Genomic DNA, 16440 nt, shown 5'->3' with positions numbered 1-16440 from the left:
CGGATCAGGGTGTATCCTTACCTGCGAACGCCGGCTTCGCGCCTTCTCCCGCATCGGGAAGGGAAGGGAGGGAGAGAGATGGCGTCGCCTTCTCCCCCGCCGGGGGTGCGGCCTTCTTCTCCTCCTCCAGCACCAGGCGCCAGAGTTCGGTCATGCCGGTGCGGCCGCGCAGTGACCGGCCGCCCTGGCGGACCAGAGGGACGGCGTCCTTGCCCTTGGCGGCGGTGACGCCGCTGGTCAGCACGATCACTTCGGCATCGCCCTGGAGCGCGGCCGACAGCTCCTCGATGCGGGCGGCGACGTTCACGGTGTCGCCGACGATGGTGTAGTTGATCCGGCTGTCGGAACCGATGTTGCCCACCACCACCGGGCCGCTGTGCAGCCCGACACGGACATGGATCGGCGCCCGGCCGGCGGCGACGCGGCGGCGGTTGTCGGCGCGGATGGCGTGGTGGATCGCCAGCGCGGCGCGCAACGCGCGGACGGCATGGTCCTCCTGCGCCTCCGGCGCGCCCCAGAAGGCCATCAGGGAATCGCCGATGAACTTGTCCACCGTGCCGCCTTCCGCCTCGATGCAGGCGGCGAGCAGGGTGAAATGCTCGTTCAGCAGGGCGGCGGTGTCGGCGGCGGCCATATGCTCGGCCATGCGCGAGAAGCCGCGGATGTCGGTGAACATCACCGTCACCTCGCGCTGGACGGAATCGAGCCCGCCCTCGGTCTCGCGCTGGCGCATCAGGCGCAGGACCAGCGCCTTCGGCACATAGGTCTCGAACCAGCGCAGGCCGGCGATCATGGCGTTGAAGGCGGCGGCGGCGCGCGCCATCTCGCGCAGGCGGGAGTCCGGCAGGTCGGGGATGGCGCGGAATTCGAAGGCGCGGACGCGGTCGGCGGCCTCGGCCAGCCGAGCCACCTGCCGGCTGATCCGCCGCCCGACCAGCAGCGCCACTCCGACCGACACCAGCAGGATGGCGAAACCGACGGCGCCGGTGACATAGAGACGGCGGATCTCCACCCCCATCTCGCCGTCGCGATAGCCGATGCCGATGATCCAGTCCTGCTGGCCGTACCCCGCCATCTTGCGGGTCAGAAACATGTATTCGCTGCCGAGAACGCGCACGCCGCGCGCCTCCACCCGCTTCTTCAGCGACTGGACCGGCACGCCGCTGGACCACAGCGCCGCCAGCGCCGGATCGTCGACCTGATCGATGCGCGGCAGCGGCGGCCCGTCCAGCTTGCCGGAGAAATCGAAGGTCCGGCCGACCAGCGCCGGATGGGCCAGCACATGGCTGTGGTCGTACAGCACGAAGGCGTTCAGCCCCTGCTCCACATACAGCACCTGCAGGAAGCGCGACAGGTCGCCCAACGAGACGCCGACCGCCACCTGCCCCAAATAGCGGCCATCACGCCGCACCGGCTGATAGAGGGTGACGAAGCTGTTCTGCGCCTCCTTCAGCCAGCGCGGGTCGGCCCAGCTGGCGGCGCTGCGGTTGGGACCGTCCAGAACCTCCGGCGGGATGTCGCTTTCGCCCTGCATGTCGAAGGGCTCGGCGATCAGGTCGCCGTTCAGCCGGCCGACGCGGACCCCGGTCAGGTCGGGGCGGATGAAGGCAAGGCCGGTGACGTCCGGCGCGCCGGCCAGCGCACCGCGCAGCGTGTCGATCATCGCCGTGGTGTCGCCGGCGCGCAGATCGCCACGCTCCACCAGCCCGGCAACGAAGCGGGCCATCTCCCGCGCGGGGTCGAGCTGGTGGCGGACCCGCACCTCCACCCCGGCCAGCGCCAGATCGGCCTTGTCGTTCAGCAGGGCGAAGGTGTTGGTGGTGGCGCTGACCAAACCCAGGACGAGCACGCTGGCGACCGCCGCCAGCATCAGGGAGCCGAACCCCGCAACCAGCACCGCGGCAATGGGCAGCCGCAGCCGCCGACGCCCGGCGGGCTTCGGCGGCTGCGGCGGCTTCGCAGCCTTGGCCGGTGCGATCGGGGCGCGTGCTGACGGGGTGTCGGACATGCGCGGCAGCCTACCCGCCCGCCCGTCCGGCGGCAACCCGCCGGGCTGTATCCTTACGCGGATTTCATGCGGCCACGCTCGTGATTGCGGAGAGGGGCTGTTCGCCGCCTATTCGCCCCCTATTCGCCCCCTATTCGCCAACGATCACCTTCACCCGGTGGCCGGGCTGCAGGGGTGTTCCGGGCGGCAGGTCGTTGATGATCCGGAACAATTCCTCGGCGTAAGGTTCCTGCGGCATGCGGCGGACGAAGCCGTCGACGCTGTCGCCGGGCCGCACCGTCGTCACCTGGACGCGGCGGGGGCGGTAGCGGGCGGCCTCCTCCGCGGTCAGGCGGTGGAAGCTGTTGGCCGCCGCCTGGAAATCGGCATCGAAACGCGCCAGCGCCCCTGCCGGCGCCAGGAAGGTGAAGCGGTACATCTTTCCGTCCGGCGCGCGGATCGCCACCAGCCGGATGTCGGCGCTGTCGCCGTTGGACTCGCCGCGCGTGGTGGCGGTCGCCGCCGGCATTCCGCCGATGGTGATGCGCTGGACGTTGGACAGGTTGGCCCCCTTGCCCCAGACGCTGGTCAGGAAGGCGACCGGGTCGGAGACGCCGGCGGCCGATCCGCCGTCGAAGGCCATGGCGGTGCCGTTCCGCCCCTTGGCGACCACCTGATCGGCGCCGTTCAGCAGCGCATAGCCCTGTGGCACGGTGAAGGCGATCCCCAGCTGCGGGTGGGCGAAGGTCCGGCCGCGGACATAGCCGTTCTCCGGGCTGTCGCCATAGATCATGCCGTCGACCGCCGCCAGGTAAGGATCACGCGGACGGGCACCGCCCTGCGGCATCTTGCGGGCGAGGTCGGCGGCACGGCGAATGCGGTCCTCGGTCGCCGGATGGCTGGCGAAGAAGTCGAAGCCGCCCTCGCCCTTGTTGCCGGCGCGTAGCCCCTCATACTGGCTGTCGCGGCGCAGCGTCTCCAGGAAGGTCGCCATGGCGAAGGGGTCGTAGCCGGTCCGCCGCAGGGTCTCGACGCCGAGCTGGTCGGCCTCCAGCTCCTGCTCGCGGGAATAGCTGGCGACCACGGCGGTGCCGCCCAGCCCGGCCAGTTGCGCCAGCGTGTCGTTGCCGAACACCATCCCGACCCCGGCGGCGAGAATGCCGGCGATGGTCTGCCGGGTCTGGCGCTGGGCCGAATGATGGGCGGTGACATGGCCGATCTCGTGCGACAGCACCCCGGCCACCTCCGCCTCGTCCTCCGCCAGTGCCAGCAGGCCGCGGGTGACGTAGACATAGCCGCCGGGCAGGGCGAAGGCGTTGGCCACGTCGCTGTCCAGCACGGTGAAGGTCCAGGGCTCGCGCGCCAGCGCGGTGGTGGCGGCAAGCTTGCGGCCGAGCTGGTCGATATAGCCCTGCAGCTTTGCATCCTTCACCGCCCCGCCGAACTGGGCCAGGATCTTCGGATGCTCCTGCGCGCCGAGCGCCGCCTCGTCGCCGCCGGACAGGACGTTGTCGAGCAGCCCGGCCCGGGCCGGTGTGTCCAGGACGGGGATGGCGGCCAGCCAGAGTGCGGCCAGCGCTGGCGCCAGCTTGCGGAACGGCTTGCGGAAGGAGACGTGGGTCGGCATACCGGTCAGAACCCCGCCCGACGGCGGATGTTCCGCAACGACGGAATTCCCGATGCGACGTGTCCCGCTTCCGCTTGTGCCCTTGGCCCTCCTGCTGCTGTGCGGACTGCTTCTGGCCGGCGTCGCTTCTGCGGAGCCGCTGCGGGTCACCGCCGTACTGGACGGCGACACGCTGGAGCTGGAGGACGGCCGGCAGGTCCGGCTGGCGGGGATCGAGGCGGCCAAGCCGCCACGCAATGCCGGCTCCGCGGCCAACCCGGCCGACGGGCGCGTCTGGCCGCTGGCGGAGGCGGCGACCAGGGCGCTGAGCGATCTGGCGCTGGACCGCCGCGTCCTGCTGCATGGGCCGGCGCCGGTCGACCGCCATGGCCGGCTGCTCGTCCATCTGGTGCGGGAGGATGGCTTGTGGCTGCAATCTGCGCTGCTGGTCCGCGGGATGGCGCGGGTCCACACCCGGCCCGACGCCCGCGCCTATGCCGCCGAGATGCTGGCCGGCGAGGATGCCGCGCGCAATGCCGGGCACGGGCTGTGGCGCAGCCGGGTCTATGCCGTGCGCGACGCCGGCGACGCGGACGAGCTTGCCCGCGACCGCGACAGCTTCCAGCTGCTGGAGGGGGTGGTGCTGGCGGTGTCCAAGGGCGGCGGCGAGACCTGGCTGGATTTCGGCGCCGACTGGCGCAACGATGTCACCGTCCATATCGGCCGCGCCGCGATGCGCGAGGTCACCCGCGCCGGCATCGATCCACTGTCCTACGAGGGGTGCCGCGTGCGCGTGCGCGGCTGGATCACGCTGCGCAATGGGCCGATGATCGAGATCACCCACCCCGAGCAGATCGAACGGCTGGAGCGGGAACCGGCCTCCGCCGCCTTGCCAAGCGCCAAGCCGGACGGTGAAGACCCTTGGGATGAGGACGAAGCGGAGGACGACCCGGAATGATGAAGCCGTCGATTGCGCCTATGGGCGGGCGCCTGCTCGCCACCTTGATTCTTCTGCTTGCCGCCTTGCCTGCGCATAGGGCGCTGGCCGGCGGGCCGACATTGACGATCGCCGTCGCTGGGGCCGAGCGGGTGTTCGACCGCGACGCCCTGCTGGCCCGGCCCGACGCGGTGACCGTCGACATTCCCGCCGACATCTCCTATGGCCGGCCGATGCGCTATCGCGCCGTGCCGCTCGCCAGCCTGATCGGCATTGGCGATTTTCCGCCCGACACCGTGCTGGAAGGAGTGGCGTCGGACGGCTTCACCGCGCAGCTGCCGCCGGAGCTTTGCCTGCGCACCGGTGCCGACGGCGCCGTCGCCTTCCTGGCGGTGGAGCCGGCCGACCGGCCCTGGCCCAACCTGCCGGGCAAGGAGGTCTCCGCCGGTCCCTTCTATCTGGTGTGGGTGCGGCCGGAGGCGTCGGGGGTGCGCAGCGAACAATGGCCCTACCAACTGGCCCGCATCGTCGCCTCGGACGATCCGTTGCGGCGCTGGCCGCAGCTGGCGGTCGAGCCGGGGCTGGCCGCCGACTCGCCGATCCGCGCCGGTCAGGCGGTGTTCATCACCCAATGCATGGCCTGCCACACCCTGAACGGCGCAGGCAGCGCCACGATGGGGCCGGACCTGAACCGGCCGATGAACCCGACCGAATATCTCACCCCCGCCGGATTGAAGAGGCTGGTCCGCGATCCCCGCTCCGTCCGGACATGGCCCAACCAGCAGATGCCGGGCTTCGATCCGGCGATGCTGAGCGATGCCGATCTGGACCGCGTCGTCGCATATCTGGGCCACATGGCCGGACGCAAGGCGCCCTGAGAAAAGGTGCGCTGAGAAAAGATGCCCTGAGAGGCGGCGTCACAGGATCGCGTTGAAGTCGTCCAGCAGCGTGGCGATGCGGCCGCTGTCGCTCTGGTCCATGATGACGCGGGCGCGGCGGCTCGCCTCCATCAGGTCGAGCGAGCGTATGCGCTTCTTCACCGCCGGCACCGACAGCGGCGCCATCGACAGCTCGCGCACGCCCAGCCCCAGCAGCAGCGCGCAATAGCGCGGGTCGCCGGCGATCTCGCCGCAGACCGACACCGGGATGCGGGCGCGCAGGGCGGCCTCCACCGTGAACTGGATCAGCCGCAGCACGGCCGGATGCAACGGGTCGTAGAGGGTGGCGACCTGTTCGTCGGCGCGGTCGATGGCCAGCGTGTACTGCGTCAGGTCGTTGGTGCCGATTGAGAAGAAGTCGGCGGCATAGGCCAGCGCGTCGGCCGCCAGCGCCGCGCCCGGCACCTCCACCATCACCCCGACCGGCGGCAGCGGATCGGCGATGGCGACGCCGCGGCGGCGCAGACGGCGGGCGACCTGCCCCATCATCTCCCGCACCTTCTGCACCTCGGCGACCGAGGCGATCATCGGCAGCAGGATGCGCAGCGGCCCATGGGCGCCGGCCCGCAGCATGGCGGCGAGCTGGGTTTCCAGCAGCTTCGGTTCGCGCAAGCCCAGCCGGATGGCGCGCAGGCCCAGCGCCGGGTTGGCCGGCTCGCCATAGCGCCCCGCCATCCAGCCGGCCAGCTTCTCGCCGCCCAGATCCATGGTGCGGGCGGTGACGGTGCGGCCGCCCATCCCCTCGATCATGGTGCGCAGCACGGTGTACTGCTCATCCTCGTCGGGCAGATGGTCGCGGTTCATGAACATGAACTCGGTCCGCAGCAGGCCGATCCCCTGGGCGCCATGCTCCAGCGCCTGATCCAGGTCGCGGGGCAGCTCCAGGTTCGCCATCAGCGTCACGGCGGTGCCGTCGCGGGTGACCGCGGGCAGCTTGCGCAAACTCTTCAATCCCTGGCGCTCGCGTTCGCGGGCGGCCCGGCGTTCGCCGTAGTCGTCCAGCACGTCGGCCGGCGGGTCGATCAGCACGCGGCCCTGCATCCCGTCGACGATCACCGTCACGCCGTTGCGAACGCCGGCGAGCAGGCCGGGCGCGCCCAGCACCGCCGGCAGGCCGAGCGAGCGGGCGAGGATCGCCGTGTGCCCCTCCGCCCCGCCCAGCACGGTGGCAAAGCCGCCGACGACGGCGGGGTCGAGCAGGGCGGTGTCGGCCGGGGTCAGCTCCTCCGCCAGGATGATGCTGCCGGGGGCCAGGGTGCTGAAGGCCCGGTATTCCTGCTTCATGAGGTTGCGGGTCAGCCGCCGCCCGACCTCGCGGATGTCGTCGATGCGGCCGGCCAGATAGGCGTCGTCCATGCCGGCGAAGGTGGCGGCGATGGCGGCGATCTCCGCCTGGATGGCGGCCTCGGCGTTGACGCGGTCCTGCTTGATGCGATGTTCCACCCCGCGGGTCAGGCGCGAGTTGGTGACCATCGACAGATGCGCGTCCAGCAGGAAACCAATCTCCTCCGACGCCGAGTCGGGCAGGACCAGCGCCTTGCTCTTCAGCTTCTTGATCTGGCGGCGCGCCTTGGTCGCCGCCTCGTTGAAGCGGGCGACCTCCGCCTCGACCGCGTCGGGCTCGATCACATATTCGGGAATGGCGACGGCGCCGCTTTCCACCACATGGGCCGGGCCGATGGCGATGCCGGGCGACACGCCGAGGCCGCGCAGGGCGCGCCCGGAACCGCCGGCAGACGTGCTCCAGGACTCGAGCGAGGGCGTTCCGCCGGAACCGCCGCGGTCGGGGCTGGCCACCGGGCCACCGGCGGGGATGGCGGCCGGAACGGCGGAGGGCAGGTCACTCTTCATCGAACTTGCGGTTGATCAGGTCCAGGAGGGCGTCCATCGCCGCGTCGGCCTGGGCGCCGCTGGCGCGCAGTTCCACGCAGGTCCCCGGACCGGCGGCCAGCATCATCAGCCCCATGATCGATTCGCCGGACACCACGGAATCACCGCGGCGCACCGAGATCTCGGCATCGAAGGTGGCGACCAGCTTGACGAACTTGGCCGAGGCGCGCGCGTGCAGGCCGCGCTGATTGGTGATGGTGGCGGTGCGGCGGATCTCGCCGTCGGTCGGCGCCATGTCGTCGGGGTGGCTCATCGCGGGCGGTTCAGTCCGACAGGAGGGTGGAGGCGACGTTGATGTATTTCTGCCCGGCGTCGCGGGCGGCGATCACCGATTTGTCGAGCGGCTCGGTCTTGCGCACGCTGGCGAGCTTGATCAGCATCGGCAGGTTGACGCCGGCGATCACCTCCACCTTCGCCTTGTCCATGATGGAGATGGCGAGGTTGGAGGGCGTGCCGCCGAACATGTCGGTCAGCACCACGACACCCGATCCGTCATCGACCTCCGCCACCGAATTCAGAATGTCCTGGCGGCGCTGTTCCATGTCGTCGTCCGGCCCGATGCACACGGCGCGCACCTGCTGCTGTTCGCCCACGACGTGGAACAGCGCGGCGATGAACTCCTCGGCCAGCCGCCCGTGGGTGACAAGAACCATACCGATCATGGGACATCCTTCAAGGTTGGGTCCTCCCCGGAGACCTGCGCGAGGGCCGATGCCGCAAGGCGCCTGCCCTCATCGCATCTGGATCGTTGGTTGGACGTATGGTCGTCAAGGCGCAATTTGCATCATCCCTGATGAGGGGCCGAGTGGGGGGCCTGATTGCCGCCCTGGGCGTTGGCGGCCCCGGCCGCGGCCCCGGTGCGCAGGCCCTGCCGGTCCAGTTCGCGATGGCTCAGGTTGACCCGCAGCCCCTGCTCCTTCAGCCATGCCGCCAGCCGTTCGGCGACGAAGACCGAGCGATGCTTGCCGCCGGTGCAGCCGATGGCGATGGTCAGGTAGCTCTTGCCTTCCTGGTTGTAGCGCGGCAGCAGCGGGCGCAGCAGTTCGGTCAGGTTCCGGAAGAAGGCCGGGTAGTCGGCGTCGCCCTCCACCCGCGCGGCGACGGCCGGATGCAGGCCGGTCAGCGGCCGAAGCTCCGGATCGTAATGCGGATTGGTCAGGAACCGCACGTCGAAGACCAGATCGGCTTCGCGCGGAAGTCCCTGGCGGAACGAGAAGGAGGTCACGAACACCTGCAGGGCTGCCTGGGCGTCACGCCGGAAATGTCCGGACAGGATGCGCCGCAAATCGTGAATGGACAGTTGCGTGGTGTCGATGGTGACGTCGGCCTCCTCCTTCAGCGGGAACAGCAGGGCGCGTTCGCGCTGGATGCCGTCGGGCACCGTGCGGTCCTCCGCCAACGGGTGGCGGCGGCGGGTTTCGGTGAAGCGGCGCTGCAGCACCTCGTCGCCGCAATCCAGGAAGACCAGACTGACGTCGAGGTCGTCGTCGCCCCGCAACTCCTCCAGCTCGTCCAGGAAGTTCTGCGCGGAAAAGTCGCGGGTGCGGCTGTCGATCACCAGGGCCAGCGGCCGGCGTTTCGGGTCGGCCTGCCGGATCAGGGCGGGGACCAGCGACAGACGCAGGTTGTCCACCGCCTCGTAGCCCAGATCCTCCAGCGCCTTCAGCGCCACCGACATGCCGGCGCCCGACAGGCCGGTGACCAGCACGACGCGCCCGCGGGACGCAATGGTGGTGGCGGAATCGCCCAGCCCTTCGGAAGACGGCACGTCGGGAGATGTCATGATGTGACCGGGCTCGGCTGGGCGGACAGGCTGGCGGGCACCCGGTCCAGCCGGCCGCCGCACAGGCTGGCGGCGGCAAGGCGGATCTTGGCGGGGGTCGAGGCGTCGAAGGCGCAGAGCCCGAGGCGGGGCAGGGCGACACCCAGCAGCGTCTCTGTCTCCGCCTCCGGCAGGCGCTCCACCTCCGGACGGGAAACCAGATCGACGACGAGACCGACGGGAGCGGACGGGGTCGAGGGAACGGGCAGGATGCCGACGCCCCGCACCTCCAGCAGCCCGGCCAGGGCGGGCGGGGAAGAGGCGGTCAGGCGGCCGGGCTCGCTCTGCAGCACCACCCGGTCATCCGCGACCAGCAAGGCGCCGCCATCGATCAGTCGCAAGGCCAAATCCGATTTTCCCCGTCCGGACTCTCCACGCAGCAGCACGCCGATTCCGGAGAGCAAGACGCAGGTGCCGTGAATCGTCACCATAGTCTGGCGAAGGTGAGACGTGGCGCCGATTCTGTCAATGGAAACGGAACGGTGGCCGATGATGTCAGGCGGGGAAACCTGTCCGGGCTCCCCCATCCGCTTCCGACCGTTCTTTCGGTCTGATTGATAAGGCGGTCTGATTGATAAGGCGGCGTAATGGATCGGGCGGTGGGACTCCTCAGGCGCCGACGGCGCCGCGGGGGGTGCGGCGGATCGCCTCCAGTTCCAGGGCCAGCGCGTCGCGACGCCGGATCATCTCGTCCAGATCGTCCAACTCGGCCGCCTCCTGGCAGGCGTCGCGGAAGTCCTTTTCCCGCTTCAGCCGCACCAGCAGGACCTTGTAGTTGTCGGCGATGCTGGCGAGGTGGCGTTGCGCACCCTGCAGCGCTTCCGCCAGCTGCGTCCGCTCCTGCGCGGAGTCCCGCATCAGCTTCGCCAGCTCGCCCTGCTGCCGGCCGGCATCGCGGATCAGGCGGGCCAGACGGTAACGGCGCAGATCGACGACCTCCGCCGAAGCGGCGTCGATGCCGAAGGAGCGGCGGCCGGGGCTGCGCGGAAACTGCACGGGGGAATCGGGTGGAGCGGACTCAGGCATGGCAACCCCACATCCTTGTTCCGGGCTGTGGCCACCCTCTTCCGGGCGTAGGAGGCAAAGGCAAACAACCGAACCGATATGGTCCGAGCGCCTCGGCAGCCGGCAGGAGAGAACGACCCAAGCCATGATCGGTGCTTACAGGCGGCTTGTCTAGCCGAGAGTGCAAAGGATGTATGAAATTCCGCAGAGCTTCTTACAGCAGAGGCAGGGTCACGACGAAGTCGGCACCATCGATGCTCCCATCCGATATCTTCCTATTTTGCGCAAATACTGAACCGTTGTGCGCACCGACTATCTGCTTCACGATCGATAGTCCGAGACCGGAGTGGGTGCCGAACTTTTCGCCCGCCGGCCTTTCGGTATAGAAGCGGTCGAAGATCGCCTCCTCCTTCCCCTCCGGGATGCCCGGTCCCTGGTCCGACACAACCACCGTGACGCTGCGGCCGCTGCGCCGGGCGGTCAGCCGCACCAGACCGCCGGGCGGCGAGAAGGACAGGGCGTTGTCGATCAGGTTCTGGAACAGCTGGGTCAGCCGGCCCTCCAGCCCCGGCACCACCAGCCGCTCGCCCGCCGGCACGTCCACGACGACGCGCGGCGGCGCGGCGGCGGCCTCTCCCGTCCCGCCGGCCGACACAGGCTCATCGACGGTTTCGGCAACCGTCTGGCGCAGTTCGGCCAGCATGGTCAGCAGCAGGCCGATGTCCACCGGCTCCGGTTCCGCCCGCGACAGTTCGGCATCCAGGCGGGAGGCGTTGGAGATGTCGCTGATCAGCCGGTCCAGCCGCTGCACGTCGTCGGCGATGATCGCCATCAGCCGGTCGCGGTGGCGCGGATCGCTGACGCGACCCGCCGTCTCCACCGCGCTGCGCAGCGAGGTCAGCGGGTTCTTGATCTCGTGGGCGACGTCGGCGGCGAAGCGTTCGATGGCGTCCATCCGCGTCCACAGCGCGTCGGTCATCTCGCGCAGCACGCCGGACAGCTCGCCGATCTCGTCGCCGCGGCGGGTCAGGTCGGGAATCTCGGCATGGCGTCCGTGGCTGGTGCGCAGCCGGTCGGCGGCCTGGGCCAGCCGGCGGATCGGCCGGGCGATGGTGCCGGCCAGATAGAAGGACAGCCCCACCGTCACCAGCAGCGCCACCGCGAACACCCGCAGGATGTCGAAGCGGACGGAGCGGATGGCGCGATCAATCTCACCGCCGCCGCGGGTCAGCAGCACCGCGCCCAGCACCTCGCGGTAGCGCTGGACCGGCACCGCCACGGTCAGCAGCAATTCGGGATCGCCGCCGGCCCCATCGACGCGCCAGACGGTGGCCGCCGCCTCGCCGCCCAGCGCGCGTTCCACATCGGGGTTGGGCTCGCCCGGCTGCTCGCGGTAGACCGGCAGCCCCTCGCGGCTCGGCACCACGTCGATCAGGCGGGTGTAGAGGTCGTTGATGGCGCGCGACAGCGGGTCGCCGGCCGGCGGGGAGGGCAGCTCGCGGATTTCGATGCGGCCCTGCGACCCCACCAGCACCCGGCTGTCGGACAGCATGCGCCCGTCGATGTCGTACAGGCGGGTGCGCGTCGCCGTCGCCTCCGCCAGACGGCGGATCATCGGCCGGGCCAGTTCCGGCGCCAGTTCGAACCGCTCGCCCCCCTCGTCGCCGGTGGGGGAGGGGGCGGTCAGGATGCGGTTCACCGCCCCTTCGCCGAGCGCCGAGGCGAAGATGCGCGCCTCCGTCTCCAGCGCCTCGGTCTCCGCCTGGATCAGCCGGTCCTGATAGCGGCCGAGATAGAGCAGGCCGGCCATCAGCAGGACCAGCGCCAGCACGTTCACCGCAAGGATGCGCAGGGTCAGCGGCGACACGCGCCGTCTGGTCCTGCCCCGGCCCAGCGTGGACACCGCGCTATTCCTTGTACCGGTAGCCGACGCCATAGAGCGTTTCGATCTGGGAGAAGTCGGGGTCGACCGCCTTGAACTTCTTGCGCAGCCGCTTGATGTGGCTGTCGATGGTGCGGTCGTCGACATAGACGTGCTCGCCATAGGCCGCGTCCATCAGCTGGTCGCGGTTCTTCACATGGCCCGGCCGCTGGGCCAGCGCGCGCACCAGCAGGAATTCGGTCACGGTCAGGTCGATCGGCTGGCCCTTCCAGCTGCAGGCATGGCGGGCGCCGTCCAGCAGCAGCGGCCCGCGGGTGATGAGTTGGCCCGGATCGGCCTCCACGGTCTCGCCGCGCAGCGCCTCGCGCCGCAGCAGCGCCCGGATGCGCTCGATCAGCAGGCGTTGCGAGAAGGGCTTCTTGATGTAGTCGTCGGCCCCCATGCGCAGGCCCATCAGCTCGTCCAGCTCGTCGTCCTTGCTGGTCAGGAAGATGACGGGCATCTGGCTGGTCTGACGCAGGCGTTGCAGCAACTCCATGCCGTCCATGCGCGGCATCTTGATGTCGAGCACGGCGAGGTCGGGAGGGCGCTGGCTCAATCCGCGCAGCGCCTCGGCGCCGTCGGTGTAGGTGCGCACGTCGAAACCTTCGGCCTCCAGGGCGATGGAGATCGAAGCCAGGATGTTGCGGTCGTCATCCACCAGGGCGACGGTGTGGGCCATGGTCGTAACAGATCCTATTGAAACGGGTCAGGTCAGGTCGGGGTGGTCGAAGTGCCGGTTCTCAGAAATGTTAGCGGAAACATCAGGCATAGGAGGAGTGGTCATTCCAATACTTTATGCCAGAGTCCAGGTACCAGAGGCAGTTTTCCCTTTTCCCGCAGCATTTGTATGGTCCAATATGGCGGCAATGCGGCGCCGAACAACGGTGCCGCGCGGGAGAACGCACTCGTTTTGGAATGAGTTTTTCGAACGCCCTTCCCGCGTCCTCTCCGGCCGGCGCCACGCCGGACGGCAAGGAGGGCGCGACGCCGCCGGGCACCGGCCGGAGCGGCCCGGAGTCCGCCATACAGGATCCGGCCATCCCGGCTCCGGCAACCATGGCTGCGGCCTTGGGCGCCCGGCGCCTGATGCGTGCCTGCGACCGCGCCGCGTTGGCGACCGCCCAGCGGCCGGCCGATGACGGTGCGGTGGCGGACGCCGCCGGCTGGCCTTATCCCTCGCTGGTGCTGGTGGCGTTCGATCATGACGGCAGTCCGCTGCTTCTGCTCTCCACGCTGGCCGATCATACGCGCAACCTGCTGGCCGACGGCCGGATCGGGTTGCTGTTCGACGGCACCGCCGGACTGGCGCAGCCGCTAACCGGCGCCCGCCTGTCGGTCCTGGGCCGGGCGGAGCGGTCGGACGATCCGATCCACCGCGAGCGCTATCTGCGCCGCCATCCCGACGCCGCCTTCTATGCCGGCTTCGCCGATTTCGCGATCTACCGCGTGGCGGTGGAGCGTGCCCATCTGGTCGCCGGCTTCGGCCGCATCCACTGGCTCTCCGCTTCGGAGTTGGACCTTCCCGCCGCAGTCCCCGCCCTGGCGGCGGGCGAGGCGGCGCTGCTCGACCGCCTGAACGGCGCGGGGTACGGCCCCCGACTGGCGCCCGCCGCCGATGGTGAGGGCGACAGCTGGAGCCTGACCGGCGTGGACCCGGAGGGATGCGATCTGCGACGCGGGGGGTACGTCGCCCGCGTCGATTTTGAGCAGAGAATCCATGACCCCGAATCGGCTAAACTGATGCTGGACACGCTGATCCGGCCGCAGGACGGGTCCGGACAACCCGGAGGATCGACATCCGGGACCGAAAAGGCTGGAACCGAAACAGCCGGCGACGAGGGTGCCTGACGGACCCCAGCGCCGGGAAGAACAACAAGAAGATAAAAAGAAGAACAAGAAGAACGGTCAGCAAAAAAGATAACAACGAGAGAGACGAGAAGCCAACCGTCAGCCTGAACGACCAGCCGAGAGGTCGCTTCGACACCACCGGGCGCCGCACCAAAAACAAGAACGCGGCGCGCGGGCACGCGCAACCAGGAGAACACTTCAGTGGACCATAACGGATCGACCCGTTTCCCGTCCGGGCCATTGGCCCCCAGACCTGTCGCCTCAGGACCACCTTTTGCACCGTATCGTCGCCGCACCCTGCCGGTGCAGCGCATCGCGGCGGGTTTCCAACCCGGCCGCCTCTTCGGACCGGCGCCCCGCTGATGCGGCGGCCGCCTTCCATCTGACGACACGACAACGGACGAAAGAACGGCCGGACCGGCCGCGGGACCCCCGGCGAGGGGCATGCCCGGGCGCAAGGGGACCGGCCCAGCCTTCGAGAGGGACGATATGACTGGACATACGCGGACGCGGAACAAGAAGCTCCTGGCCTGGGTCGAGGAGATCGCGCTGAAATGCAAGCCGGAGCGCGTTCACTGGTGCGACGGGTCGCAGGAAGAATATGACCGTCTCTGCAACGAGATGGTGGAAGCGGGCACCTTCATCCGCCTGAACGAGGCCAAGCGCCAGAACTCCTTCCTCTGCCGCTCCGATCCGGGCGACGTCGCCCGTGTCGAGGACAGCACCTACATCTGCTCGCGCACCCGCGAGGAAGCCGGTCCGACCAACAACTGGATGGACCCGGTGGAGATGAAGGCCAAGCTGGACGGCCTGTTCGAAGGCTGCATGCGTGGCCGCACCATGTATGTGGTGCCGTTCAGCATGGGGCCGCTGGGCTCCGACATCGCGCACATCGGCGTGCAGATCTCCGACAGCCCCTATGTCGCGGTCAACATGCGCCTGATGACCCGCATGGGCCAGAAGGTGCTGGACATCCTGGGCGACGGCGACTTCGTTCCCTGCCTGCATTCCATCGGCGCCCCGCTGGAGCCCGGCCAGCAGGACGTGGCCTGGCCCTGCAACGCCGACAACAAGTACATCGTCCACTTCCCGGAAGAGCACCGCATCGTCTCCTACGGCTCCGGCTATGGCGGCAACGCTCTGCTCGGCAAGAAGTGCTTCGCGCTGCGCATCGCGTCCTCCATGGGCCGCGAGCAGGGCTGGCTGGCCGAGCACATGCTGATCCTGGGCGTGGAAAGCCCGACCGGCGAGAAGACCTATGTCGGCGCCGCCTTCCCGTCGGCCTGCGGCAAGACCAACTTCGCCATGCTGGTCCCGCCGAAGGAGTTCGAGGGCTGGAAGGTCCGCACCATCGGTGACGACATCGCCTGGATCAAGCCGCAGCCGGACGGCACGCTGCGCGCCATCAACCCGGAGGCCGGCTTCTTCGGCGTCGCCCCCGGCACCAGCGTGAAGTCGAACCCGAACGCGCTGAAGACGCTGGACCACAACGTCATCTTCACCAACGTCGCCCTGACCGACGACGGCGACGTGTGGTGGGAAGGCCTGACCGACGAGGCGCCGGCGCACCTGATCGACTGGCAGGGCAAGGACTGGACGCCGGGCTGCGGCCGGGTCGCCGCCCACCCGAACAGCCGCTTCACCGCCCCGGCGGCGCAGTGCCCGTCGATCGACCCGGCCTGGGAGGATCCGGCCGGCGTTCCGATCAGCGCCTTCATCTTCGGCGGCCGTCTGTCGAAGACCTTCCCGCTGGTGTTCGAAGCCTACAACTGGCGCGAAGGCGTCTATTGGGCCGCGACCATGGGCTCGGAGGCCACGGCCGCCGCCGTCGGCCAGGCCGCCATCCGCCGCGATCCGTTCGCCATGCTGCCCTTCTGCGGCTACAACATGGCCGACTACTGGAACCACTGGCTGTCGATGGAAGGCAAGATCGAAAGCCTGCCGCGCATCTACCGCGTCAACTGGTTCCGCAAGGACGAGAACGGCAAGTTCGTCTGGCCGGGCTTCGGCGACAACATGCGCGTGCTGAAGTGGATCGTGGACCGCGTCCGCGGCCGTGCCACCGACGTGGCGGAATCGCCCTTCGGCTATTCCCCGCGCTACCAGGATCTGAACTGGTCGGGCCTGAACTTCCCGGCCGACAAGTTCGCCAAGATCATGGACATTGACCGCAAGGAGGCCGAGGCCGAGGCGCGGGACCAGGAAGAACTGTTCAACCGCTTCGGCGACCGCCTGCCGGAGGAGATCGAGCAGCAGCGCCTCGCCCTCCTGAAGCGGCTGGAGAACAGCCCGGACGTCTGGCGCATCGGCTGACCGGCCGAAGCCGTCAGTACGTAAGGCCTGTCAGCAGGTAAGGATAGGGGCTGCCGCAAGGCGGCCCCTTTTCCGTTGCGGCGGTGAAGATGAACGGGAATTCATCCGAAACCGCCTCGCCGGCGCTGGGGTCGGGGGGCGGGATCGCCGAGGTTCAGCCTTTGCAAGGC

At 69.4% G+C, this 16440-nt stretch carries 14 protein-coding genes; 4 read left to right on the top strand and 10 right to left on the bottom strand.

What is annotated here, in order from left to right; all coding sequences use genetic code 11:
* Window positions 1–4: 4 nt before the first annotated feature.
* Together ACCD06_RS17015 and ACCD06_RS17010 are read right to left on the bottom strand one after the other, a co-directional pair.
* Window positions 5–2008, bottom strand: coding sequence for an adenylate/guanylate cyclase domain-containing protein (locus tag ACCD06_RS17015; RefSeq protein WP_413341983.1), 2004 nt, complete (start codon window positions 2006–2008; stop codon window positions 5–7).
* Between the two features lie 130 nt (window positions 2009–2138).
* On the bottom strand, window positions 2139–3614 hold the full coding sequence (locus tag ACCD06_RS17010) for a M48 family metalloprotease (protein ID WP_413341981.1): 1476 nt from the start codon (window positions 3612–3614) through the stop codon (window positions 2139–2141).
* A 52-nt stretch (window positions 3615–3666) separates the two neighbouring features.
* On the opposite strand from ACCD06_RS17010, the gene ACCD06_RS17005 reads away from it, so the two are divergent.
* Together ACCD06_RS17005 and ACCD06_RS17000 are read left to right on the top strand one after the other, a co-directional pair.
* A complete protein-coding gene (locus tag ACCD06_RS17005; protein ID WP_413341979.1) occupies window positions 3667–4551 on the top strand; it encodes a thermonuclease family protein in 885 nt (294 codons plus the stop codon).
* Window positions 4548–5408 (top strand): c-type cytochrome, encoded by an 861-nt coding sequence (locus tag ACCD06_RS17000; protein ID WP_413341977.1) that lies wholly within the window; start codon window positions 4548–4550, stop codon window positions 5406–5408. The genes ACCD06_RS17005 and ACCD06_RS17000 overlap by 4 nt, the downstream gene beginning before the upstream one ends.
* 39 nt (window positions 5409–5447) lie before the next feature.
* On the opposite strand, the gene ptsP is transcribed toward ACCD06_RS17000, so the two are convergent.
* From ptsP to ACCD06_RS16960, 8 genes are all read right to left on the bottom strand, one after another.
* On the bottom strand, window positions 5448–7319 hold the full coding sequence (gene ptsP / locus ACCD06_RS16995; RefSeq protein WP_413341975.1) for a phosphoenolpyruvate--protein phosphotransferase: 1872 nt from the start codon (window positions 7317–7319) through the stop codon (window positions 5448–5450).
* A complete protein-coding gene (locus ACCD06_RS16990) occupies window positions 7309–7611 on the bottom strand; it encodes an HPr family phosphocarrier protein (protein WP_109074983.1) in 303 nt (100 codons plus the stop codon). The genes ptsP and ACCD06_RS16990 overlap by 11 nt, the downstream gene beginning before the upstream one ends.
* 10 nt (window positions 7612–7621) lie before the next feature.
* Window positions 7622–8020, bottom strand: coding sequence for a PTS sugar transporter subunit IIA (locus ACCD06_RS16985; protein ID WP_042690507.1), 399 nt, complete (start codon window positions 8018–8020; stop codon window positions 7622–7624).
* 122 nt (window positions 8021–8142) lie between these two features.
* Window positions 8143–9141: an RNase adapter RapZ gene (gene rapZ / locus ACCD06_RS16980; RefSeq protein ID WP_247871315.1), complete on the bottom strand. Its 999-nt coding sequence runs from the start codon at window positions 9139–9141 to the stop codon at window positions 8143–8145.
* On the bottom strand, window positions 9138–9611 hold the full coding sequence (locus ACCD06_RS16975; protein WP_413341972.1) for an HPr kinase/phosphorylase: 474 nt from the start codon (window positions 9609–9611) through the stop codon (window positions 9138–9140). The genes rapZ and ACCD06_RS16975 overlap by 4 nt, the downstream gene beginning before the upstream one ends.
* A 178-nt stretch (window positions 9612–9789) precedes the next feature.
* Entirely contained in the window at window positions 9790–10206 is a 417-nt protein-coding gene (locus ACCD06_RS16970) for a hypothetical protein (protein ID WP_413341970.1), read from the bottom strand.
* A 193-nt stretch (window positions 10207–10399) separates the two neighbouring features.
* Window positions 10400–12121: a stimulus-sensing domain-containing protein gene (locus tag ACCD06_RS16965; RefSeq protein WP_413341968.1), complete on the bottom strand. Its 1722-nt coding sequence runs from the start codon at window positions 12119–12121 to the stop codon at window positions 10400–10402.
* On the bottom strand, window positions 12093–12788 hold the full coding sequence (locus tag ACCD06_RS16960; protein WP_109152051.1) for a response regulator transcription factor: 696 nt from the start codon (window positions 12786–12788) through the stop codon (window positions 12093–12095). The genes ACCD06_RS16965 and ACCD06_RS16960 overlap by 29 nt, the downstream gene beginning before the upstream one ends.
* A 236-nt stretch (window positions 12789–13024) precedes the next feature.
* Between ACCD06_RS16960 and ACCD06_RS16955 the strand changes: the two genes are divergently transcribed.
* Window positions 13025–13957, top strand: coding sequence for a HugZ family protein (locus ACCD06_RS16955; protein ID WP_413341966.1), 933 nt, complete (start codon window positions 13025–13027; stop codon window positions 13955–13957).
* A 489-nt stretch (window positions 13958–14446) separates the two neighbouring features.
* Window positions 14447–16270 (top strand): phosphoenolpyruvate carboxykinase (GTP), encoded by a 1824-nt coding sequence (locus tag ACCD06_RS16950; RefSeq protein WP_109074977.1) that lies wholly within the window; start codon window positions 14447–14449, stop codon window positions 16268–16270.
* The last annotated feature ends 170 nt before the right edge of the window (window positions 16271–16440 follow it).

The sequence above is a fragment of the Azospirillum sp. CT11-132 genome (assembly GCF_047302835.1).
Taxonomy (GTDB): domain Bacteria; phylum Pseudomonadota; class Alphaproteobacteria; order Azospirillales; family Azospirillaceae; genus Azospirillum.
This window is presented reverse-complemented; position numbering and strand designations above follow the sequence as displayed.

Coding starts and splice junctions, on each gene's coding strand:
- ACCD06_RS16955 (WP_413341966.1), top strand. CDS start 13,025: ATGAGTTTTTCGAACGCCCTTCCCGCGTCCTCTCCGGCCGGCGCCACG.
- rapZ (WP_247871315.1), bottom strand. CDS start 9,141: ATGACATCTCCCGACGTGCCGTCTTCCGAAGGGCTGGGCGATTCCGCC.
- ptsP (WP_413341975.1), bottom strand. CDS start 7,319: ATGAAGAGTGACCTGCCCTCCGCCGTTCCGGCCGCCATCCCCGCCGGT.
- ACCD06_RS16960 (WP_109152051.1), bottom strand. CDS start 12,788: ATGGCCCACACCGTCGCCCTGGTGGATGACGACCGCAACATCCTGGCT.
- ACCD06_RS16965 (WP_413341968.1), bottom strand. CDS start 12,121: ATGGCGTCGGCTACCGGTACAAGGAATAGCGCGGTGTCCACGCTGGGC.
- ACCD06_RS16985 (WP_042690507.1), bottom strand. CDS start 8,020: ATGATCGGTATGGTTCTTGTCACCCACGGGCGGCTGGCCGAGGAGTTC.
- ACCD06_RS17010 (WP_413341981.1), bottom strand. CDS start 3,614: ATGCCGACCCACGTCTCCTTCCGCAAGCCGTTCCGCAAGCTGGCGCCA.
- ACCD06_RS17000 (WP_413341977.1), top strand. CDS start 4,548: ATGATGAAGCCGTCGATTGCGCCTATGGGCGGGCGCCTGCTCGCCACC.
- ACCD06_RS17005 (WP_413341979.1), top strand. CDS start 3,667: ATGCGACGTGTCCCGCTTCCGCTTGTGCCCTTGGCCCTCCTGCTGCTG.
- ACCD06_RS17015 (WP_413341983.1), bottom strand. CDS start 2,008: ATGTCCGACACCCCGTCAGCACGCGCCCCGATCGCACCGGCCAAGGCT.
- ACCD06_RS16975 (WP_413341972.1), bottom strand. CDS start 9,611: ATGGTGACGATTCACGGCACCTGCGTCTTGCTCTCCGGAATCGGCGTG.
- ACCD06_RS16970 (WP_413341970.1), bottom strand. CDS start 10,206: ATGCCTGAGTCCGCTCCACCCGATTCCCCCGTGCAGTTTCCGCGCAGC.
- ACCD06_RS16990 (WP_109074983.1), bottom strand. CDS start 7,611: ATGAGCCACCCCGACGACATGGCGCCGACCGACGGCGAGATCCGCCGC.
- ACCD06_RS16950 (WP_109074977.1), top strand. CDS start 14,447: ATGACTGGACATACGCGGACGCGGAACAAGAAGCTCCTGGCCTGGGTC.